We start from the raw sequence: 22104 nt of genomic DNA on the forward strand, positions 1-22104 counted from the left end.
TATGCGTACCCTACACAATATTGACCTGAAAAATAACGAAAGGGGTTTCACCCTGCACTGGGAAAACCGCCTGATTTTGTCCCATACCGCGGATGCGCCCTGCCTGTGGATCGGTGCAGGCGTCGCCGATATTGAGATGTTTCGCGGCAATTTCAGCATCAAGGACAAACTGAACGAAAAGATCGCGCTGACGGACGCAACCGTCACGCAGCAAAGCGCGGGCTGGGCGATCCGCTTTACCCGTGGCGATGCGGTCAGCGCGACGCTGCTGGTGGGCGTGGATGGCGAAGGCCGCCTGGAGATGAAGCTTAAAAACGATGCCACCCGCCATAACCGCATCTGGCTGCGGCTGGCGGCTCAGCCAGAAGATCACATTTACGGCTGCGGCGAGCAGTTCTCTTATTTCGATCTGCGCGGCAAGCCGTTCCCGCTGTGGACCAGCGAACAGGGCGTGGGCCGTAACAAGCAAACCTACGTGACCTGGCAGGCCGACTGCAAAGAGAACGCAGGCGGCGATTACTACTGGACCTTCTTCCCACAGCCTACCTTCGTGAGCACCCAGAAGTACTACTGCCACGTGGACAACAGCTGCTACATGAATTTTGACTTCAGCGCGCCGGACTTCCACGAACTGGCGTTCTGGGAAGATACCGCCACGTTGCGCTTCGACTGTGCGGAAACCTACGTCGGCCTGCTGGAAAAACTCACCGGACTGCTGGGGCGTCAGCCTGAACTGCCAGACTGGGTTTACGACGGCGTGACGCTGGGTATTCAGGGCGGCACCGAGGTCTGTCAGCAGAAGCTCGACGTCATGCGCAAAGGGGGCGTGAAGGTGAACGGCATCTGGGCGCAGGACTGGTCCGGCATTCGCATGACCTCCTTCGGCAAACGCGTGATGTGGAACTGGAAGTGGAACAGCGAGCTGTACCCACAGCTTGACGAGCGTATTCCACAATGGAAACAGGAAGGCGTGCAGTTCCTCTCCTACATCAACCCGTACGTCGCCAGCGATAAAGATCTCTGCGAAGAAGCAGCGAAACGCGGCTATCTGACTAAAAATGCCGACGGCAAGGACTACCACGTCGAGTTTGGCGAGTTCTATGCGGGCGTCATCGACCTGACCAATCCTGAAGCCTACGACTGGTACAAAGAGGTTATCAAAAAGAACCTGATCGAACTGGGCTGCGGCGGCTGGATGGCCGATTTCGGAGAGTATCTGCCGACTGACACGTTCCTGCACAACGGCGTTAGCGCAGAGATCATGCACAACGCGTGGCCAGCCCTGTGGGCCAAATGTAACTACGAGGCGCTGGAGGAGACCGGCAAACTTGGCGAGATCCTGTTCTTTATGCGCGCAGGCTACACCGGCAGTCAGAAGCACTCGGTGATGATGTGGGCGGGAGATCAGAACGTCGACTGGAGCCTGGACGACGGTCTGGCGTCCGTGGTGCCTGCGGCGCTGTCTCTGGCGATGACCGGGCACGGCCTGCACCACAGCGACATCGGCGGCTATACCACCCTGTTCGAGATGAAGCGCAGTAAAGAGTTGCTGCTGCGCTGGTGCGATTTTAACGCCTTCACGCCGATGATGCGCACCCACGAAGGTAACCGTCCTGGCGATAACTGGCAGTTCGACGGCGATGCGGAAACCATCGCGCACTTCGCGCGCATGACCACCGTTTTCACCACCCTGAAGCCGTATATCAAAGCCGCCGTCGCGCAGAACGCGAAAAGCGGCCTGCCGGTGATGCGCCCGCTGTTCCTGCACTACGAGGACGACGCACGCGCCTACACGCTGAAATACCAGTATCTGTTTGGCCGCGATCTGCTGGTGGCGCCCGTTCACGAAGAGGGGCGCACGGACTGGACGCTCTATCTGCCGCAGGACAACTGGGTGAATGCGTGGACCGGGGAATGCTGCCAGGGCGGTGACGTGACCGTTGATGCCCCACTCGGCAAGCCACCGGTCTTCTATCGCCAGCACAGTGAATGGGCAGATCTGTTTAGCACCTTACGTCATATCTGATAAGGCTCGCCCGCAGGGAAACCTGCGGGCAGACGGAGAACAATAATGAGTCAACATACTTCTGATCCGGCAACCCTGCGCCTGCCGTTTAAAGAGAAACTCGCCTACGGGATGGGCGATCTCGGCTCTAACATCCTGCTGGATATCGGCACGCTGTATCTACTGAAGTTTTACACCGACGTGCTGGGGCTGCCGGGCACCTACGGCGGGATCATCTTCCTGATTGCGAAGTTCTTTACCGCCTTCACCGATATGGGCACCGGGATCATGCTCGACTCCCGGCGCAAGATTGGCCCGAAAGGGAAATTCCGCCCGTTCGTGCTGTACGCCGCCTTCCCGGTGACGCTGCTGGCGATTGCCAACTTCGTCGGCACGCCGTTTGAGGTGACCGGTAAAACGGTGATGGCAACCGTGCTGTTTATGCTGTACGGCCTGTTCTTCAGCATGATGAACTGTTCTTACGGTGCGATGGTGCCCGCCATTACCAAAAACCCGGACGAGCGTGCCTCGCTGGCCGCATGGCGTCAGGGCGGTGCCACGCTCGGCCTGCTGCTCTGTACCGTGGGATTTGTCCCGGTGATGAACCTGATTGAGGGCAACGATCAGCTGGGCTATATCTTTGCCGCCACCCTCTTCTCGCTGTTCGGGCTGTTCTTTATGTGGTGGTGCTATAAGGGCGTGACCGAGCGTTACGTCGAGATGCAGCCTGCCAATCCGGCGCAAAAGCCTGGGCTATTACAGTCTTTTCGCGCCATCGCCGGGAACCGTCCGCTGTTTATCCTGTGCATTGCAAACCTGTGCACGCTGGGTGCCTTTAACGTCAAGCTCGCCATCCAGGTCTACTACACGCAGTACGTGCTGAACGACCCGATTCTGCTGTCGTATATGGGCTTCTTCAGCATGGGCTGTATTTTTATCGGCGTCTTTATGATGCCCGGCGCGGTGCGGCGCTTCGGTAAGAAAAAGGTCTACATCAGCGGGCTGATGATTTGGGTGGCGGGCGATCTGCTCAACTACTTCTTCGGCGGCGGCTCGGTGAGCTTTGTGGCGTTCTCCTGCCTCGCGTTCTTCGGTTCCGCGTTTGTGAACAGCCTGAACTGGGCGCTGGTCTCCGACACCGTGGAGTACGGCGAGTGGCGCACCGGCGTGCGCTCTGAGGGAACGGTCTATACCGGCTTTACCTTCTTCCGCAAGGTATCTCAGGCGCTGGCGGGCTTCTTCCCGGGGATCATGCTCACGCAGATCGGCTATGTGCCCAACGTAGTGCAATCCGCCGGTACGGTTGAAGGGCTGCGGCAGCTGATATTTATCTATCCAAGCCTGCTGGCGGTCATCACCATCGTGGCGATGGGCTGCTTCTACAACCTCAACGAGAAGATGTATGTGCGCATCGTCGAAGAGATCGAACTGCGCAAGCGTACGGCATAAATGACGTGATAGAGCGCCCTGCGGGGCGCTCTGAGGATCGACCATGAGAGATAATACTGATCCGTTAACCCTGAAATTGAGCCTGCGTGAGAAGTGCGCCTACGGGATGGGCGATTTTGGCTCGAACCTGATGCTGTGTATTGGCACGCTGTATTTGCTGAAGTTTTACACCGATGAACTGGGCATGCCCGCGTTCTATGGCGGCATTATTTTCCTGGTGGCGAAATTCTTCACCGCGTTTACCGACATGCTGACCGGCGTGCTGCTGGACTCCCGGCGGAATATCGGTAAGAAGGGGAAATTCCGGCCGTTCATTCTCTACGCCTCCGTCCCGGTGGCGCTGGTCGCGACGGCGCAGTTTATGGCCAACGACTTTAGCCTGACGGTGAAAACGGCGCTCGCCACGGTGCTCTTTATGCTGTTTGGCCTGTGCTACAGCCTGATGAATTGCTCCTACGGCGCGATGGTTCCGGCCATAACCAAAAACCCGAACGAGCGTGCGCAGCTGGCCGCCTGGCGTCAGGGCGGCGCGACGGTGGGGCTGTTGCTCTGCACCGTGGGCTTTATGCCCATTCAGGCACTGTTCGTCCACCAGCCCTCACTCGGTTATCTGGTGGCCGCGCTGGTGTTTGTGACGGGTGGCCTGTTCTGCATGTGGTGGTGCTACAGCGGTGTGAAAGAGCGCTACGTGGAGCTCACGCCCGATCACCATAAGCCCGGCATTCTTAAATCGTTCTGCGCGATTTTCCGCAACCCGCCACTGCTGGTGCTGTGCATCGCCAACCTGTGTACCCTCGCCGCGTTTAACATCAAGCTGGCGATTCAGGTCTATTACACCCAGTACGTGCTGAACGATCTTCATCTGCTGTCGTGGATGGGTTTTTTCAGCATGGGCTGTATTCTGATTGGCGTGTTTCTGGTGCCCGGCGCGGTGAAGCGCTTTGGCAAGAAGCCGGTGTATCTGGGTGGGCTGGCACTGTGGGCAGTGGGTGACGTGCTGAACTTCTTCTGGGGGACCAGCTCCCTGCTGTTCGTGCTGTTTTCCTGTATGGCCTTCTTCGGCACGGCGTTTGTGAACAGCCTGAACTGGGCGCTGGTGCCGGATACCGTCGACTATGGCGAATGGAAAACCGGCATCCGCGCCGAAGGGTCGGTTTACACCGGTTATACCTTCTCGCGCAAAATATCCGCCGCCCTCGCTGGCTTCCTGCCCGGCATCATGCTGACCCAGATTGGCTACGTTCCCCATGCCGTTCAAAGCGCGGGCACGCTGCTGGGATTGCGTCAGCTTATTTTCCTCTGGCCATGCGGTCTGGCAATCGTCGCCGCTGTGACCATGGGGCTGTTTTATAAACTCAACGAAGCGCGCTTCGCCTTTATTATCGAGGAGATTGGAAAACGGAAAAAACAATCAGCGAATACCCCTAAGATAACCACCAACAATAAAGCGTCAGCAGTCACTTTATAACAATAAATCCGGCCAATATGTCCTTCCTGTTAATCAGGAGGGAGGCCTTTCTGTACCTGATACATGGACAAATTATGAAAAGAATCATCACTGTACTGATCGTGTCGTCTGTGTCCTGCCCGGTATTTGCCGGGGCCTATGTCGAAACCCGCGAAGCTTACAATACGGCCTCTGAACTGCACGAGGTGATCCTGCGTGCGGGATATAACTTTGATATGGGCGCGGGGCTGATGTTCACTAATGCCTATAACGTGGGGAAATGGGATGAGCTGAAGCACAGCTATAACGAAATAGAGGGATGGTATCCGCTCTTTAAACCCACCGACAAACTCACCTTCCAGCCCGGCGGATTGATTAATGACAGCAGCGCAGGTTCGGGTGGTGCCGTCTATCTGGACACCAACTATAAATTCATCGACTGGTTTAACCTGACCTTCCGCTATCGCTATAACCATAACAATTACGATACGCCGGACTATAACGGTCAGATGGATAAGAACGACACGCACGAGTTTGCCAACTACTGGAATTTCAAAGTAACGGATGCGTTTTTCTACACGTTTGAACCGCACTTTTTCCAGCGGGTGAATGATTATCACAGCAAAAATGGCAAAGACCATCACTGGGAAATCACCAATAAATTCAGCTATAAGATCGACAGAAACTGGCTGCCGTACCTCGAACTTCAGTGGCTGGACAGATGGAATGATTACAACCGCGAGCAGTACCGGATTCGGCTGGGGTTACGGTACTCGTTCTAATAAAAAAGCCGCTGAGAAATCAGCGGCTTTTTAGTTGCCGGGAGGCGCGCACGCTTACCCGGCCTACAGATTGACTGTATTACTCTTCTTTCGCACCGCGCATTGCACGTTTACGATCGTTCTCAGTCAGGTGACGTTTACGGATACGAATTGACTGTGGAGTCACTTCGACCAGTTCGTCATCATCGATGAATTCCAGAGCCTGCTCCAGAGTCATCTTGATCGGTGGAACCAGAACCGTTGCTTCGTCAGTGCCGGACGCACGCATGTTGGTCAGTTTCTTACCGGTCAGGCAGTTTACGGTCAGGTCGTTAGAACGACTGTGAATACCGATGATCTGGCCTTCGTAAACTTCTGCACCGTGACCCAGGAACAGCTTACCGCGATCCTGCAGACCGAACAGCGCGAACGCAACCGCTTTACCCTGACCGTTGGAGATCAGCACGCCGTTGTTACGCTGGCCCACTTCGCCCGGACGCACGTCGTCGTAGTGGCTGAAGGTGGAGTACAGCAGACCGGTACCGGAGGTCATGGTCATGAACTCAGAACGGAAGCCGATCAGGCCACGGCTTGGAATCACGTAGTCGAGACGTACGCGGCCTTTGCCATCTGGATTCATGTTTTTCAGGTCGCCTTTACGCTCGCCCAGTGCCTGCATAACAGAACCCTGGTGCTGCTCTTCAACGTCCAGCGTTACGTTCTCAAACGGCTCTTGTTTACGGCCGTCGATTTCGCGGAAGATAACTTTCGGACGGGAAACCGCCATCTCGAAACCTTCACGACGCATGTTTTCGATCAGGACTGACAGGTGCAGCTCGCCACGACCCGAAACGCGGAATGCGTCAGCATCCTGAGTTTCTTCAACGCGCAGCGCAACGTTGTGCACCAGCTCTTTGTTCAGGCGGTCAAGGATCTGACGAGAGGTAACGAATTTACCTTCTTTGCCACAGAACGGAGAGGTGTTGACGTTGAAGAACATGGATACGGTTGGTTCATCAACGGACAGAGCAGGCAGCGCTTCGACGTTCTGCGGATCGCAGATGGTGTCGGAGATGTTCAGCTCGCCCAGACCGGTGATCGCGATGATGTCGCCCGCTTCCGCGATGTCGCTCTCGATACGCTCAAGACCCAGGTGAGTCAGAACTTTACCGACTTTACCGTTACGGGTTTTGCCTTCGCTATCGATGATAGTGACCTGCTGGTTAGGCTTCACTTTACCGCGCTTGATACGACCAATGCCGATGACGCCAACGTAGTTGTTGTAGTCGAGCTGGGAGATCTGCATCTGCAGGGTGCCGTCCAGGTCAACGTTTGGCGCAGGAACACGGTCAACAATCGCCTGATACAGCGGGGTCATGTCTTCAGCCATGTCTTCATGGTCCAGACCAGCGATACCGTTCAGCGCAGACGCGTAAACGATAGGGAAGTCCAGCTGCTCGTCGGTCGCGTCGAGGTTAACGAACAGGTCGAAGACCTGGTCAACAACCCAGTCAGGACGCGCGCCAGGACGGTCAACTTTGTTGATAACAACGATTGGCTTCAGACCATGGGCGAAAGCTTTTTTGGTCACGAAGCGCGTCTGTGGCATTGGGCCATCCATTGCGTCAACGACCAGCAGAACGGAGTCTACCATGGACATTACACGTTCAACTTCACCACCGAAGTCGGCGTGCCCTGGGGTATCAACGATGTTGATACGGTAGTCATTCCATTTAATCGCGGTGTTTTTCGCGAGGATGGTAATCCCACGCTCTTTCTCCAAATCGTTGGAGTCCATCACGCGTTCTTGGGTTTCGGCACGCGCATCAAACGTACCGGATTGCTGCAGCAGCTTGTCAACCAGGGTAGTTTTACCATGGTCTACGTGCGCGATGATGGCGATGTTACGCAAATTTTCGATCACAACTTTGCCTCAGGCATTTAGAAATAGCGCGTTATTGTACACGGATTAATCGCACTACAAAACAGGATCACAAACATCCCCCGCAAACAAGTATTGCAGAGATGCTTTGTGATCGCTTTCACGGAGCGGTAAAAGGGCGCTTTAACGTAAATTGCACCAATATGGTGCTCAATGTTCACATTGAAGCACTATACTGGTGCAACAAATCCATTGTGGTGCAGCCCTTTTGCACTATGGTGCGCATGATAACGCCTTTTTGGGGTGTTTTAAAAGTTGGCACAGATTTCGCTTTATAAAAATACATGGCACACGGCCAGTACAAACAGAAATTGAAGAACTCGTTACCACGACGACAATGACCAATCTGGAGAGTTAAGTATGTCCGCTGAACACGTTTTGACGATGCTGAACGAACATGAAGTGAAGTTTGTTGATCTGCGCTTCACTGATACCAAAGGTAAAGAACAGCACGTCACAATCCCTGCTCATCAGGTGAACGCCGAATTCTTTGAAGAAGGCAAAATGTTTGACGGCTCCTCCATTGGTGGCTGGAAAGGCATTAACGAATCCGACATGGTTCTGATGCCAGATGCGACCACCGCGGTCATTGATCCGTTCTTCGAAGAACCAACCCTGATCATCCGTTGCGACATCCTCGAGCCAGGCACGCTGCAGGGCTACGACCGCGACCCACGTTCTATCGCTAAACGCGCTGAAGAGTACCTGCGTTCTACCGGCATCGCGGACACCGTGCTGTTCGGGCCAGAGCCAGAGTTCTTCCTGTTCGATGACATCCGTTTCGGTGCCTCTATTTCTGGCTCCCACGTAGCAATCGACGACATCGAAGGTGCATGGAACTCCTCCACCAAATACGAAGGTGGTAACAAAGGTCACCGTCCAGGCGTGAAAGGCGGTTACTTCCCGGTTCCACCGGTCGATTCTGCACAGGACATCCGTTCCACCATGTGTCTGGTGATGGAAGAGATGGGCCTGGTGGTTGAAGCTCACCACCACGAAGTCGCGACTGCGGGTCAGAACGAAGTGGCTACCCGCTTCAACACCATGACCAAAAAAGCGGACGAAATTCAGATCTACAAATACGTTGTGCATAACGTTGCGCACCGTTTCGGTAAAACCGCGACCTTCATGCCAAAACCGATGTTTGGCGATAACGGTTCCGGTATGCACTGCCACATGTCTCTGTCCAAGAACGGCACCAACCTGTTCTCTGGCGACAAATATGCTGGTCTGTCTGAGCAGGCGCTGTACTACATTGGCGGCGTTATCAAACACGCGAAAGCGATCAACGCCCTGGCGAACCCAACCACGAACTCCTACAAGCGTCTGGTCCCGGGCTACGAAGCACCAGTCATGCTGGCTTACTCTGCGCGTAACCGTTCTGCTTCTATCCGTATCCCGGTGGTGGCGTCTCCTAAAGCGCGTCGTATCGAAGTTCGCTTCCCGGACCCAGCGGCTAACCCATACCTGTGCTTCGCAGCACTGCTGATGGCCGGTCTGGACGGTATCAAGAACAAGATCCACCCAGGCGAAGCGATGGACAAAAACCTGTACGACCTGCCGCCAGAAGAAGCGAAAGAGATCCCACAGGTTGCTGGCTCTCTGGAAGAAGCCCTGCAGGCGCTGGACGCAGACCGTGAGTTCCTGACGGCGGGCGGCGTGTTCACTGACGACGCTATCGATGCTTACATCGCCCTGCGTACCGAAGAGAACGACCGCGTGCGCATGACGCCGCACCCGGTTGAGTTCGAACTGTACTACAGCGTTTAATTAAGTTGTTTTACCCGGCGTGACAAGCGCCGGGAGTAGTTGCCGTGGAAACTTTTAGCCCATCTCCGGATGGGCTTTTTTCTCCACCAACAACCTGATCTCACGCGCTTTTTACGCCGAAAAAGCTATACTGCACTAAAACAGTGCAACGACTCCAGGAGACTGCTGAATGGCAACTGGCACGCTGCCCGATGCTGGGCAGATCCTCAATTCTTTAATTAACAGTATCTTGCTGGTCGACGACGAGCTGGCCGTTCATTACGCCAACCCGGCGGCGCAGCAGCTGCTGGCCCAAAGCGCGCGGAAACTGTTTGGTACCCCGCTTCCGGAACTCCTGAGCTATTTTTCGCTGAATATTGGCCTGATGCAGGAAAGTTTGCAGGCCGGCCAGGGGTTTACCGATAACGAAGTGACGCTGGTGATCGACGGGCGCTCGCATATTCTGTCGCTGACTGCGCAACGGCTTCCAGAAGGGATGATCCTGCTTGAAATGGCGCCGATGGATAATCAGCGTCGCCTGAGCCAGGAGCAGCTCCAGCATGCGCAGCAAATTGCCGCCCGTGACCTGGTGCGTGGTCTGGCGCATGAAATCAAAAACCCGCTGGGTGGGTTACGCGGTGCGGCGCAGCTTCTGACCAAGGCGTTACCCGATCCTGCGCTGGCGGAGTACACCAACGTCATCATTGAGCAGGCGGACCGTCTGCGTAATCTGGTTGACCGTCTTCTGGGGCCGCAACAGCCGGGAATGCATGTTACGGAAAGCATTCATAAGGTGGCTGAGCGCGTCGTGAAACTCGTCTCGATGGAGCTGCCAGAGAACGTCACGCTGGTGCGTGATTACGACCCCAGCCTGCCGGAACTGGCGCATGACCCGGATCAAATTGAGCAGGTCCTGTTGAATATTGTCCGCAATGCCCTGCAGGCGCTGGGACCGGAAGGGGGCGAGATTATTTTACGTACCCGTACCGCCTTCCAGCTCACCTTACATGGCGTGCGCTATCGGCTGGCGGCGCGCATTGACGTCGAGGATAACGGGCCCGGTATTCCCTCCCATCTTCAGGACACTCTGTTTTATCCGATGGTCAGCGGTCGCGAAGGCGGGACCGGCCTGGGCTTATCTATCGCCCGCAGCTTGATCGATCAGCACTCCGGAAAAATTGAATTTACCAGTTGGCCGGGACATACCGAATTTTCGGTTTTCCTGCCGATTAAAAAATAAAGGTGACGTTTATGCAACGAGGGATAGTCTGGGTAGTCGATGACGATAGCTCCATCCGTTGGGTGCTTGAACGCGCGCTCACAGGGGCAGGATTAAGCTGCACGACGTTTGAGAGCGGCAGCGACGTGCTCGATGCACTCACCACCAAAACGCCAGACGTTCTGCTTTCGGATATTCGCATGCCGGGCATGGACGGGCTGGCGCTTTTAAAGCAGATCAAACAACGCCACCCTATGCTTCCGGTCATCATAATGACGGCACACTCCGATCTGGATGCCGCTGTGAGTGCCTATCAGCAAGGGGCGTTCGATTATCTGCCCAAACCGTTTGATATCGATGAGGCGGTGGCACTGGTTGAGCGTGCGATTAGCCATTACCAGGAGCAGCAACAGCCGCGCCACGCGCCCGATTTTGGGCCTACCACCGACATCATCGGCGAAGCGCCAGCGATGCAGGATGTGTTTCGCATTATTGGCCGTCTGTCGCGTTCATCCATCAGCGTGCTGATCAACGGTGAGTCGGGAACCGGTAAAGAGCTTGTGGCGCATGCCTTGCATCGCCACAGCCCGCGAGCAAAAGCGCCGTTTATCGCCCTGAATATGGCCGCGATCCCAAAAGATTTGATTGAGTCCGAGCTGTTCGGCCACGAGAAGGGGGCGTTTACCGGCGCGAATACCATTCGCCAGGGGCGCTTCGAACAGGCTGATGGCGGGACGCTTTTCCTGGACGAGATCGGCGATATGCCGCTGGATGTTCAGACCCGCCTGTTGCGCGTGCTGGCCGACGGGCAGTTTTATCGCGTGGGCGGCTACGCGCCGGTGAAGGTGGACGTGCGCATTATCGCCGCGACGCACCAGAACCTGGAGCAACGCGTACAGGAAGGCAAATTCCGTGAGGATTTATTCCATCGCCTGAACGTGATTCGCGTTCATCTGCCGCCGCTGCGTGAGCGCCGGGAAGATATTCCCCGCCTGGCGCGCCATTTCCTGCAGGTGGCCGCCCGCGAGCTGGGTGTGGAAGCCAAGCAGCTTCACCCGGAAACCGATGCCGCCCTGACGCGTCTGGCGTGGCCTGGCAACGTGCGTCAGCTGGAGAATACCTGTCGCTGGTTAACCGTGATGGCAGCCGGGCAGGAAGTGTTAATTCAGGATTTACCGGCCGAACTGTTTGAAGCGACCGCGCCTGAGAGCAGTACCGGTCACGCGTTGCCGGACAGTTGGGCGACGCTGCTGGCACAATGGGCCGACCGCGCGCTGCGTTCCGGTCATCAAAACTTGTTGTCTGAAGCCCAGCCAGAGATGGAACGTACGTTGTTGACCACCGCGCTTCGTCATACGCAAGGCCATAAGCAGGAAGCCGCCCGCCTGTTGGGATGGGGGCGTAATACCCTGACGCGCAAGCTTAAAGAGCTGGGAATGGAGTAATCTTACCCGAAGTGTAAAGGTTATTAATTGAGCGCAAATTGCCGTTATTTTGCGCTTTACTGTTCTGATGAGTTTTGTATGATCGTGCCCGGAAATTGAGGGTGTCGATCATGCTGGAAACTTTGGTAAATATGCTCTCTAGCGGAGCCGTTGAAAGCCACACGCCACAAACCGCCGTTGCGGCTGTTTTGTGTGCGGCGCTGGTGGGGCTGTTTAGCTAACGAGCTGTCAATGAAAAGCCGGGTGGCGGCTTCGCCTTACCCGGCCTACAAAAGCGCGAAATGTAGGCCGGGTAAGCGAAGCGACACCCGGCATTGCCGCTTAAATTACCCGCGAGAACTGCTGCATGCGCGCCTTCTGGCGCAGATACGCGTCAAAGCACATACAGATGTTACGAATCAACAGACGCCCCTTCGGCGTGACCTCAACGGCACTCTCCGACACCTCCACCAGCCCATCTTTCGCCAGCGGTGCCAGAAGCTTCAGATCTTCCGCGAAGTAATCCCTGAAGTGCAGATCCCACTGCGCCTCAACATCGCTGAATTCGAGACGGAAGTTGCAGATAAGCGCCTTGATCACATCGCGACGGATACAGTCATCACGGGTTAACGCAATGCCGCGCCACAGGGCGTTGCCGGTTTCATCCACCTGCTGATAATACAGCTTCAGCTCTTTCTGGTTCTGCGCGTAGCAGTCGCCCATCATGCTTATCGCGGAGACGCCCAGACCGAGCAGATCGGTATCACCCTGCGTGGTGTATCCCTGGAAGTTGCGGTGCAGCACCCCTTCTCGCTGGGCGATCGCCAGTTCGTCATCCGGACGAGCAAAGTGATCCATACCGATAAACTGATAGCCGGTCTCGGTCAGCGAAGTAATGGTTTCCTGCAGGATATCCAGTTTCTGCTGAGCAGAAGGGAGATCCGCATCTTTGATTTTACGCTGGGCGGCAAACAACGTCGGCAGGTGCGCATAGTTAAAGACGCTCAGGCGGTCCGGGTTAAGCTCGGCCACACGCTTCAGCGTGAAGGCGAAGCTCTCTGGCGTCTGTTTTGGCAGGCCGTAAATCAGGTCAATATTGGTCGACGTAAAGCCGATTTCACGCGCATGATTGAGCAAGGCAAAGATAAACTCTTCGTCCTGCTCGCGGTTCACCAGACGCTGGACCTCTTTGTTGAAATCCTGCACGCCCATGCTCAGACGGTTGAAGCCTTCCGCGCGTAAGTGATCCAGGACATCCAGCTCAATTTCACGCGGGTCAACCTCGATCGAGATTTCAGCATCGTCGTTAAAATTAAAGTGGCTACGTAAAAGCGTCATCAAACGCGTGATTTGCGCTTTATTCAGGTAGGTTGGCGTGCCGCCGCCCCAGTGAAGCTGGCTGACGTGACGCCCTTTAAACAGCGGTGCACGGTGAAGAATTTCCTGTTCGAGCGCATCGAGATACTGATCGGCTTTATGCTGCTGACGGGTAACGATTTTATTGCAGCCGCAGAAGTAGCAGAGCTTGTGGCAGAACGGAATATGGACGTAGAGCGACAGCGGGCGCTCAGGATAGCGCGCAACAGCCTGCTGAAAATCCGCCTCGCCGAAGGCATCGGAGAACTCCAGCGCAGTGGGGTATGACGTATAACGCGGCCCGGAATAGTTATATTTCTGGATTAGGGCCAAATCCCAGTCGATAGTTGGTGCTGACATGCTCACTCCTTCCGTTGGTGTCGCGTTCGTATACGGCGGCCCGTTCTGGCCCCGTTGCGGGCCATCATTCGGGTGCGCAGCCACTTCTGTCGCCGCGACAACCGCCGTAGTTTAACGAATAACCACACCAGATAACATATAACCGGAAGGGTTATAAGCAGGACTATCGTACCTGCCGGGTGCAAATGTTAGTTTCCACCCTTCAGAAGACGCATCATATCTTCCTGCTTTTCATCTTCTTCTTCGTCGTCTTCGTCGTCATAAGACAGACCCAGCTTCTGCATCAGCTCATCAATGCGGTCCAGTTTGGCATCCACCCATGACTGCTCTTCAGCGGTCAGGGTTTCACCCTCTTCAAGACGTTCCAGCAGCGCGTCCAGGCGCTCATCGTTCTCCAGCAAATCCAGCTCAGCCTGCGGTGAAAGCATAGGTTTCTCGCTCTTTGGTTTGTGCTGCTTAGTGACCGGGGTGTCTGTCACGCCCAGTGGAATGGGAGTTTTACTGCCGATACGAGGATCTTTCTGCTGTTTGCCTTTTGCAGAAGCGCCCGCTGCACCACCGCCGTTCGCACGGCTTCCCGCAGCATGGCCACGATGTTTTTTATCGCGTTTGCGATCGCGCGCTTCCTGGTTCAGTTCTTCGCGCGTTTTGCGGCGTGCTTTCGCAGGGCGTTTAGCACCCGCTGCGGAGGTTGGTTTTTTCATGATGTTTTGTCTTTAAGTCGTTTTCTTCAGTATAGAATTGCGGCGAAATCTAGCAGAAAGCAAGCAAAGAAAAAAGGCGACAGAGCAATCTGTCGCCTTTTTTCCTGACTCACAACCCTTAGCGGGTCAGACATTCCATGTTTACCAACAACAAACCCTGTTTATCCCTTGGCTGATACCGTCCGTGTACGGTTCCCTTTCCTTTTAAAACGCCTCCAGGCGCCGGTCGTCCTGACTGTCCTGCGTCTTCGCCTCCTGGCGCTCCTGACCCTAATCCTTAAGTCGAATTCCTGTTGGCTTCCTCGCCCTGACGCATACTTTACCTTGTTCGCTTAAACTAACAAGCAACGAAACGGTGCAAAAAGAGATTTTCAGACAATTACCCGGAAATAAGCTTATGATTTAAAACAGTTTGACTTTTTTGACACCTGCGAATTCTCTTAAATCTCCCATAGCATGACGAGCCGATCTCTCACACAAGTGCGGGCTTTCCCCTGCAAGCTCTGTGTAATGAGAAAAGCCTTTTGTTGGCATTCGGGTATAATCCCCCCCAGATTACGATTTTGGAGACGACCACGTGACTACCTGGAACTACCAACAGACGCATTTTGTCACCAGTGCGCCCGATATTCGCCACCTGCCATCTGATACCGGTATTGAAGTGGCTTTTGCTGGCCGCTCCAATGCGGGGAAATCCAGCGCCCTGAATACGCTGACCAATCAGAAGAACCTGGCGCGCACCTCAAAAACGCCTGGCCGTACCCAGCTGATCAACCTCTTTGAAGTGGCTGAAGGCAAACGCCTGGTCGACTTGCCGGGATATGGTTATGCGCAGGTGCCAGAAGAGATGAAGATAAAATGGCAACGTGCGCTGGGCGAATACCTGGAAAAACGCATGTGCCTGAAAGGTCTGGTGGTGCTGATGGACATTCGCCATCCGCTGAAAGATCTCGATCAGCAGATGATCGACTGGGCCGTCGCAAGCGATATTGCCGTGCTGGTGCTGCTGACAAAAGCCGATAAGCTGGCAAGCGGTGCGCGTAAAGCGCAGGTGAATATGGTTCGCGAAGCGGTACTGGCCTTCAATGGCGATGTACAGGTGGAGCCTTTCTCTTCGCTGAAAAAACAGGGTGTAGACAAGCTGCGCCAGAAGCTTGATAGCTGGTTTAACGAGCTGGAACCCGCGACAGAAGCGGAAGAAGAGTAATATTGAGCGCGGCAATGCCCGCGCTTTTTTTTACCTGAACTTTTCTTTGCCACAATAAAAAACGCCCCAGTCATTACTGACTGGGGCGGCTAAAATATTCAGCCAAATCCGATTACGTGAAGTAAAAGGTCTGAAAGATAGAACATCTTACCTCTGTACCCTACGTCGATAACTCTACCCCTTTTTTTGCTGCAGAAAAAGCACTTTTTGTAGTTTTTTTTCATTCTTTACATAGGGAATTCTAATGATCGTCACAAAACGCACGTGGTTATGTTGCTAACTTACATAAAAAGCGCGTTATTCACAGAACCGTTAGTGAGCCTGATCCCAGTTTTCACCACTCCCCACTTCCACCAGCAACGGCACGTCAAGCGTCATGCTGCTTTCCATCAGTTCGTGGATCTTTTTCGACACGGTGTCGAGATCGTCTTTATGCACTTCAAACACCAGTTCATCGTGTACCTGCATGATCATTTTCACGCGCGGCTTCTCTTTCTCCAGCCAGGCATCCACGGCTATCATTGCACGCTTGATGATGTCTGCTGCAGTTCCCTGCATCGGGGCGTTGATCGCGGCACGTTCTGCGCCAGCGCGCCGCGCCGCGTTGCTGGATTTGATGTCCGGAAGATAAAGACGGCGGCCATCCAGGGTTTCGACGTAACCTTTCTCTTTCGCCTGAGCGCGAGTGCGTTCCATGTACTCCAGCACGCCCGGGTAACGTTCGAAGTAGAGATCCATATACTTCTGCGACTCTTTACGCGGGATATTGAGCTGGCGTGAAAGGCCGAAAGCGCTCATACCGTAGATCAGACCGAAGTTGATCGCTTTTGCGCTGCGGCGCTGCTCGTTTGTCACGCTGTCCAGCGGCAAACCGAACACTTCCGCTGCGGTCGCCCGGTGAATATCTTTCCCTTCCGCAAATGCCGTCAGCAGGCCTTTGTCACGGGACAGGTGCGCCATAATGCGCAACTCAATTTGCGAGTAGTCAGCCGAGACAATCAGGTAGTCATCAGGTGCAATAAAGGCCTGGCGAATGCGACGCCCCTCTTCATTACGCACCGGGATGTTCTGCAGGTTTGGATCGGTTGACGAGAGTCGACCGGTTGCCGCAACCGCCTGATGATATGACGTATGCACCCGGCCCGTTTTCGAGTTGATCATCAGCGGGAGTTTGTCGGTATAAGTAGACTTCAGCTTCGCGAGACCACGGTACTGCAGGATCACTTTTGGCAGCGGGTAATCCAGTGCCAGTTCTTCCAGCACCTCTTCAGAGGTGGATGGCGCACCGCCAGGGGTTTTCTTCAGCGGCTTGATGCCCTGTTTTTCAAACAGGATGGTTTGCAACTGTTTCGGTGAAGAGAGGTTAAACGGCTCGCCTGCAAGCTCATGGGCTTTCTGCTCAAGCTCGGTCAGACGCTGTGCCAACTCTCCGGAGTGGTTATGCAGCACCGTAGGGTCGATTTTTACGCCGTTGCGTTCAATACGCGACAACACGGGAACCAGCGGCATTTCGATATGCTGGAACACGTTGAGCGGACCTTCATGCTTCTGCAGTTTCGGCCACATTTTCAGATGCAGCTGCAGCGTGACGTCGGCATCTTCCGCCGCGTAGCGCCCTGCTTCTTCGAGCGCTATCTGGTTAAAGGTGAGCTGATTTTTTCCTTTACCGGCAATCTCTTCAAAGGTGATGGTTTTGTGCTTGAGCCAGCGGTCAGATAAGGAATCCATATCATGACGACCCGCGACGCTGTCCAGAATGTAGGATTCGAGCATGGTGTCAAAGGCAATCCCACGCAGTTCAATGCCGTAGTTTTGCAGAATACCGCGGTCATACTTGAGGTTTTGCCCGACCTTCAGCGCCTTTTCGTCTTCCAGAATCGGCTTCAGCAGCTCAAGCACGCGTTCGCGAGAGATCTGCTCTGGTGCATCCAGATAGTCGTGCGCCACAGGCACATAGGCTGCCATACCCGGCTCTGTTGCAAAGGACAGACCCACCATGTTGGCAGAGATATTATCGAGGCTGTCAGTTTCGGTATCAAAGGCAAACACCGGTGCCTTTTTCAGTTTCTCGATCCAGGCGATCAGCTGCGACTCTTCAAGAATGGTTTCGTAGTTATCGAAGGAGAGGACTGTGGCTTCTTCTTCTGCCTGCTCTTCGGCATCAACGACAATCGTCTCTTTTGGCTTTGCAGCAGGTTTGGCCCCTTTCACCTGCAGCCACTTACCCGCTTCCACGTCAGTGGTCCAGCGCTTGAATTCGTATTTCTTAAACAGGCTCAGCAATTCGTCAGCAGAAGGCTGTTGCACTTCCAGCTGCTCACAGCCCAGTTCCAGTTCGACATCGGTTTTGATTGTTGCCAGCTTATAAGAGAGATAAGCCACCTCTTTGTTCTCTTCCAGTTTGCCGGCCATGGTTTTTGCGCCACGGAAGGAGAGGCCTGCAATTTTGTCTGATTCGGCGTAAAGCGTATCCAACCCACCCAGCCCCTGAAGCAACGCCTGCGCGGTTTTTTCACCGACGCCGGGCACACCAGGAATGTTATCCGAGGAGTCGCCCATCAAGGCAAGGAAGTCGATCATCAGTTCCGGCGGCACGCCATACTTAGTGACCACCTCTTCTGGCCCCAGAATGGTATTGGTCATAGTGTTAATCAGGGTGATGCCTGGCGTCACCAACTGTGCCATATCTTTATCACCGGTGCTGATCAGTACCGGACGACCCATTTTTTCTGCTTCTCGCGCCAGCGTACCGATGACGTCGTCGGCTTCCACGCCAGAGACAGCCAGCAGCGGCAGGCCCATCGCTTTCACCATGGCGTGCAGCGGCTCAATTTGCGCACGTAGATCGTCAGGCATAGGCGGACGGTGGGATTTGTAATGCTCGAACAACTCATCGCGGAAGGTTTTGCCTTTCGCATCAAAAACGACTGCCGCATGGGTTGGCTGATACTGAAGAATCAGGCTGCGCAGCATATTCAGCACGCCGTACATTGCGCCGGTAGGTTCCCCTGCGCTATTGGTCAGAGGAGGAAACGCATGGTATGCCCGATACAGGTAAGATGAGCCATCGACGAGAATAAGTGGGTTTTCTGGGATCTGAACCATAATGTCCGTGCCTTTAATCAATTTATGCGTAAAGGATGCCACATAAGGATGAAAACATCAGTTATTCAGTCCCGATACAGAAAAAGATTTTGCGATCGTGAGGATCGCTCGCAAAAATCAAACTGTGGATAAGTTTGTGAATATTTTCACTTCAAATGAAAAACAGACAGCCATTGCAGATCAAGACTGATAATAAATCATTAGATATCATATTGTTAATTAAGCGCATCACATAAAAACAGCTTACTGATGGCAATTTAGTCTATGTGGATATAAGTCCTGATTAGTGCGCAATATTAGAGAAATCTTCTGCGTCAGGGTAAAAGCGGTCAAATGACGGCGTGAAAGCGCCAATACTTTGTCGTTTTTCTGGTAAAATCAGCGCCCAGCGCCGACGTGTCGGCCGCGCTCTTACCGCTAACCACCTGAAAAAACTCATCATGTCGAGATTGCTCGCTGCAATAACCTTACTGTTAAGCATCATTTTAACTATTCTGGTGACGATCGCCTGTTCCGTGCCGATCATCATCGCCGGGATCATTAAACTGCTGCTGCCTGTGCCCTCGGTGTGGCGAGCCGTGTCAGCGTTTTGTAACTTCATGATGTACTGTTGGTGTGAAGGGCTGGCGATCCTGTTGTGTCTGAACCCGCATCTGAAGTGGGATGTCGAAGGACTGGATAACCTCAATAAAAAGAACTGGTATCTGCTGATTTGTAATCATCACAGCTGGGCCGACATCGTGGTGTTATGCGTGCTTTTCCGCAAACACATCCCGATGAATAAATACTTCCTCAAGCAACAACTTGCCTGGGTACCTTTTATTGGGCTGGCCTGCTGGGCGCTCGATATGCCGTTTATGAAACGCTATTCGCGCAGCTATTTGCTTCGTCATCCGGAGCGTCGTGGTAAGGATGTAGAGACCACCCGCCGTTCCTGCGAAAAGTTTCGCGCGCATCCAACAACCATTGTGAACTTTGTGGAAGGCTCCCGGTTTACGGAAGAGAAACGTCAGCAAACACGCTCCCCGTATCAAAACCTGCTGCCGCCAAAGGCGGCGGGCATTGCGATGGCGCTTAATGTACTGGGTGCTCAGTTCGATAAGTTACTCAACGTCACGCTCTGCTACCCGAAGAACGATAACACCCCGTTCTTCGATATGCTCAGCGGCAAGCTGACACACATTGTTGTGCGGGTGAATTTAGTTCCCGTCGATGCCGAACTGCATGGCGGCTACGTTAACGATAAAAATTTCAAACGTCGTTTCCAGCAGTGGCTTAATACACTCTGGAAAGAAAAAGACGAGCAGATAGACAGCATTAAATCTTCATACAAAAACGCCGGTCAGTGACCGGCGTTTTCATCTCTAAGAACTTACTTTTTCTCAACCAGGTATTTCACGGTGTCAGCATACTGCTGAACGAAAATATCCATGCTGCTGGTGTCCATGCCCTGCATGTTCAGCTGATATTTACCGTTAACGAACATCGCCGGAACGCCCTGAAGCTGCAGGTCAGACGCCGCTTTTTCCTGCTGAGCAACCAGAGATTTCACCACAAAGCTATTCCACGCGGCGTCATACTCTTCCCCTTTCACACCAGCATCAACGAACACTTTACGGATATCCGCTGTGGTCTGAACGGTCTGGGTTTTCTGCACGGCTTCAAACATTGGGGCGGTGATCTTATCTTCCACGCCCAGTGCCATCGCAACCGCCCACGCCTGAGTCAGGTCTTTACCCAATGGGCCCAGGAACTCAACGTGGTACTTGGTCATTTTGGTGCCTTCCGGCAGTTTTTTCTTCACGTTGTCAGAAACATGCAGCACTTCTTCGAACTGGTAGCAGTGCGGGCAGTAGAACGAGAAGAACTCGAGAACCTGTGGCTCGCCAGCAACCGGCTTCTCCAGCGTAGTGTACTGTTTGCCGTCGGTAAATTGTGCAGCAGAAGCGCTAAATGCCAGAATCATACCTGCCAGCGCCAGCCAAATTTTTTTCATGATTAACTCTCTCCTGGGTGTGTCCTATTAATACATCGGCGTTAATTGCAGCGGGGGTTCCTGAAGAACCTTAACCTGCTCAGTGAATGTAGATATCTGGCTGCGCCAGTAATCTTCCCCGGTAAGCCACGGGAAATTACGGGGAAATGCGGGATCGTCCCAACGCCTGATTAACCACGCGAGATAATATACAAAACGCATCGCACGTAAAGGTTCAATCAGGGCAATTTCGTCTGAATTAAACGGGCTAAATTCTTCATAGGCTTCAATAATGGTTTCAAGCTGCATGCGTTGCTCGGCTTTGTCGCCATTCAGCAGCATCCACAGATCCTGAACCGCGGGCCCCATGCGCGCATCATCAAGATCGACAAACAGCGGGCCATCGCGCCAGAGTATATTTCCGGCGTGACAATCGCCGTGCAGGCGCAGGACGGAAATATCATCGCGCCAGCAGGTTTTTACCGTAGCAATAAGTTTATCGGTGGCGCTGAGGAAATCAGCCTTTAGCCCAGTGGGGATCAGTGCAGAGGTTTCGAATACCTGGCGCGGCTCGATAAGATATTCCTGAATACCGATCGTCGGTCGGGCTGTGAATGCCGTTTTTCTTCCCGTCTGGTGAATGCGACCCAGATAGCGGGCAACCCACTCCATTTGATCGATATTATCCGCTTCAAACTGGCGGCCACCCAGGCTTGGGAATACAGCGTAATAAAAGCCTTCATGCGTCAGCAGCGTTTGGTTGTTGAATTTTATCGGTGCGGCAACCGGGACATCGTCATCCAGCAGATCGTGAGCAAACTGATGCTCTTCCTGAATTTGTTCTGCGGTCCAACGTTCAGGCCGGTAGAACTTCACGACAAAGCGCTGACGATCCTCATCCTGAAATTGATAGACACGGTTTTCGTAGCTATTTAAAGGCGTTAACCCCGAATCCACACGAATGCCCTGTTCAAACAGGGCATCCATAATGGTATCCGGGTGTAATGTCTGGAAAGTAAAAGCCTGGTCGTTCATCCGTTCATCCGGAAATTATACGAATGATTCAGGATATCATCTTGTGGCGATTTCGGTGGCTCCGCTTACAAGCTTTTACTCTTTAATTACGCCACGGGCGCGCAGCAGCGCCGTTTTAAAATCTTCCTCATAATCCTTCTGAATACCAGGAATAACAGCATCTTTGGCAGAATCGCGCATTTTGAGGTGGTAGATCAGGATGTCATCAGAAAGGTCTGCCAGTTCGCCGTCAAAACCTGACTCTTTTGCCAGTTTCTGCAAGAATTGCATCAGATTAAGCTCTGGCTCTTTTTGCCAGGCTGGCTGGAGGAGTTCAATAACTTCATTCAGACGTTTACATTTCATGGTGGTGCTCCTTTCATTTAG

19 protein-coding genes are annotated in these 22104 nt (G+C 53.8%); 10 read left to right on the forward strand and 9 right to left on the reverse strand.

Going from position 1 to position 22104, the window contains the following annotated elements; translation table 11 throughout:
* Position 1 precedes the first annotated feature (1 nt).
* The 4 genes from L3068_RS22945 (at position 2) to ompL (ending at position 5683) form a co-directional block, all read left to right on the forward strand.
* A complete protein-coding gene (locus L3068_RS22945; protein ID WP_023336487.1) occupies positions 2-2026 on the forward strand; it encodes an alpha-glucosidase in 2025 nt (674 codons plus the stop codon).
* A 45-nt stretch (positions 2027-2071) separates the two neighbouring features.
* Positions 2072-3454: an MFS transporter gene (locus tag L3068_RS22950; protein ID WP_014885756.1), complete on the forward strand. Its 1383-nt coding sequence runs from the start codon at positions 2072-2074 to the stop codon at positions 3452-3454.
* Between the two features lie 43 nt (positions 3455-3497).
* A complete protein-coding gene (locus tag L3068_RS22955; protein ID WP_117582094.1) occupies positions 3498-4922 on the forward strand; it encodes an MFS transporter in 1425 nt (474 codons plus the stop codon).
* A 74-nt stretch (positions 4923-4996) separates the two neighbouring features.
* Complete coding sequence (gene ompL / locus L3068_RS22960) at positions 4997-5683, forward strand: porin OmpL (protein ID WP_014885758.1); 687 nt, start codon at positions 4997-4999, stop codon at positions 5681-5683.
* Positions 5684-5762: 79 nt separating this feature from the next.
* Here ompL and typA read toward each other — a convergent pair whose 3' ends face one another.
* Complete coding sequence (gene typA / locus L3068_RS22965; RefSeq protein WP_023336490.1) at positions 5763-7586, reverse strand: ribosome-dependent GTPase TypA; 1824 nt, start codon at positions 7584-7586, stop codon at positions 5763-5765.
* A 378-nt stretch (positions 7587-7964) separates the two neighbouring features.
* On the opposite strand from typA, the gene glnA reads away from it, so the two are divergent.
* From glnA to L3068_RS22985, 4 genes are all read left to right on the forward strand, one after another.
* Positions 7965-9374 (forward strand): glutamate--ammonia ligase, encoded by a 1410-nt coding sequence (gene glnA / locus L3068_RS22970; RefSeq protein WP_008501856.1) that lies wholly within the window; start codon positions 7965-7967, stop codon positions 9372-9374.
* Between the two features lie 169 nt (positions 9375-9543).
* Complete coding sequence (glnL, locus tag L3068_RS22975) at positions 9544-10593, forward strand: nitrogen regulation protein NR(II) (protein WP_014885760.1); 1050 nt, start codon at positions 9544-9546, stop codon at positions 10591-10593.
* 11 nt (positions 10594-10604) lie between these two features.
* A complete protein-coding gene (glnG, locus tag L3068_RS22980) occupies positions 10605-12017 on the forward strand; it encodes a nitrogen regulation protein NR(I) (protein WP_014885761.1) in 1413 nt (470 codons plus the stop codon).
* Between the two features lie 110 nt (positions 12018-12127).
* Positions 12128-12238, forward strand: coding sequence for a YshB family small membrane protein (locus L3068_RS22985; RefSeq protein WP_023331639.1), 111 nt, complete (start codon positions 12128-12130; stop codon positions 12236-12238).
* Positions 12239-12338: 100 nt separating this feature from the next.
* On the opposite strand, the gene hemN is transcribed toward L3068_RS22985, so the two are convergent.
* On the reverse strand, positions 12339-13712 hold the full coding sequence (gene hemN, locus L3068_RS22990; protein WP_047624616.1) for an oxygen-independent coproporphyrinogen III oxidase: 1374 nt from the start codon (positions 13710-13712) through the stop codon (positions 12339-12341).
* A gap of 188 nt (positions 13713-13900) precedes the next feature.
* Complete coding sequence (gene yihI / locus L3068_RS22995) at positions 13901-14416, reverse strand: Der GTPase-activating protein YihI (RefSeq protein WP_014885763.1); 516 nt, start codon at positions 14414-14416, stop codon at positions 13901-13903.
* A gap of 577 nt (positions 14417-14993) precedes the next feature.
* Here yihI and yihA point away from each other — a divergent pair.
* Entirely contained in the window at positions 14994-15623 is a 630-nt protein-coding gene (gene yihA / locus L3068_RS23000) for a ribosome biogenesis GTP-binding protein YihA/YsxC (RefSeq protein ID WP_014885764.1), read from the forward strand.
* A gap of 98 nt (positions 15624-15721) precedes the next feature.
* On the opposite strand, the gene spfP is transcribed toward yihA, so the two are convergent.
* From spfP to L3068_RS23010, 3 genes are all read right to left on the reverse strand, one after another.
* A complete protein-coding gene (gene spfP / locus L3068_RS25480; RefSeq protein ID WP_071892919.1) occupies positions 15722-15769 on the reverse strand; it encodes a small protein SpfP in 48 nt (15 codons plus the stop codon).
* A 166-nt stretch (positions 15770-15935) separates the two neighbouring features.
* Entirely contained in the window at positions 15936-18728 is a 2793-nt protein-coding gene (gene polA, locus L3068_RS23005) for a DNA polymerase I (protein WP_117582098.1), read from the reverse strand.
* A 283-nt stretch (positions 18729-19011) separates the two neighbouring features.
* Entirely contained in the window at positions 19012-19329 is a 318-nt protein-coding gene (locus L3068_RS23010) for a hypothetical protein (RefSeq protein ID WP_224955194.1), read from the reverse strand.
* Here L3068_RS23010 and yihG point away from each other — a divergent pair.
* Positions 19226-20077: a 1-acylglycerol-3-phosphate O-acyltransferase, YihG family gene (gene yihG, locus L3068_RS23015; RefSeq protein WP_236904880.1), complete on the forward strand. Its 852-nt coding sequence runs from the start codon at positions 19226-19228 to the stop codon at positions 20075-20077. The genes L3068_RS23010 and yihG overlap by 104 nt on opposite strands.
* 23 nt (positions 20078-20100) lie before the next feature.
* Here the strand turns inward: yihG and dsbA are convergent, their stop codons facing one another.
* From dsbA to L3068_RS23030, 3 genes are all read right to left on the reverse strand, one after another.
* Positions 20101-20724 (reverse strand): thiol:disulfide interchange protein DsbA, encoded by a 624-nt coding sequence (gene dsbA, locus L3068_RS23020; protein ID WP_014885768.1) that lies wholly within the window; start codon positions 20722-20724, stop codon positions 20101-20103.
* 27 nt (positions 20725-20751) lie between these two features.
* Positions 20752-21738 carry a serine/threonine protein kinase gene (locus L3068_RS23025; RefSeq protein WP_117582100.1) on the reverse strand — a complete coding sequence of 329 codons (987 nt, stop codon included), beginning with the start codon at positions 21736-21738 and terminating at the stop codon, positions 20752-20754.
* Positions 21739-21813: 75 nt separating this feature from the next.
* Entirely contained in the window at positions 21814-22083 is a 270-nt protein-coding gene (locus tag L3068_RS23030; RefSeq protein ID WP_003861904.1) for a YihD family protein, read from the reverse strand.
* Positions 22084-22104: the final 21 nt, after the last annotated feature.

It is taken from the genome of Enterobacter cloacae complex sp. ECL414, from assembly GCF_021869685.1.
Lineage (GTDB): Bacteria > Pseudomonadota > Gammaproteobacteria > Enterobacterales > Enterobacteriaceae > Enterobacter > Enterobacter kobei.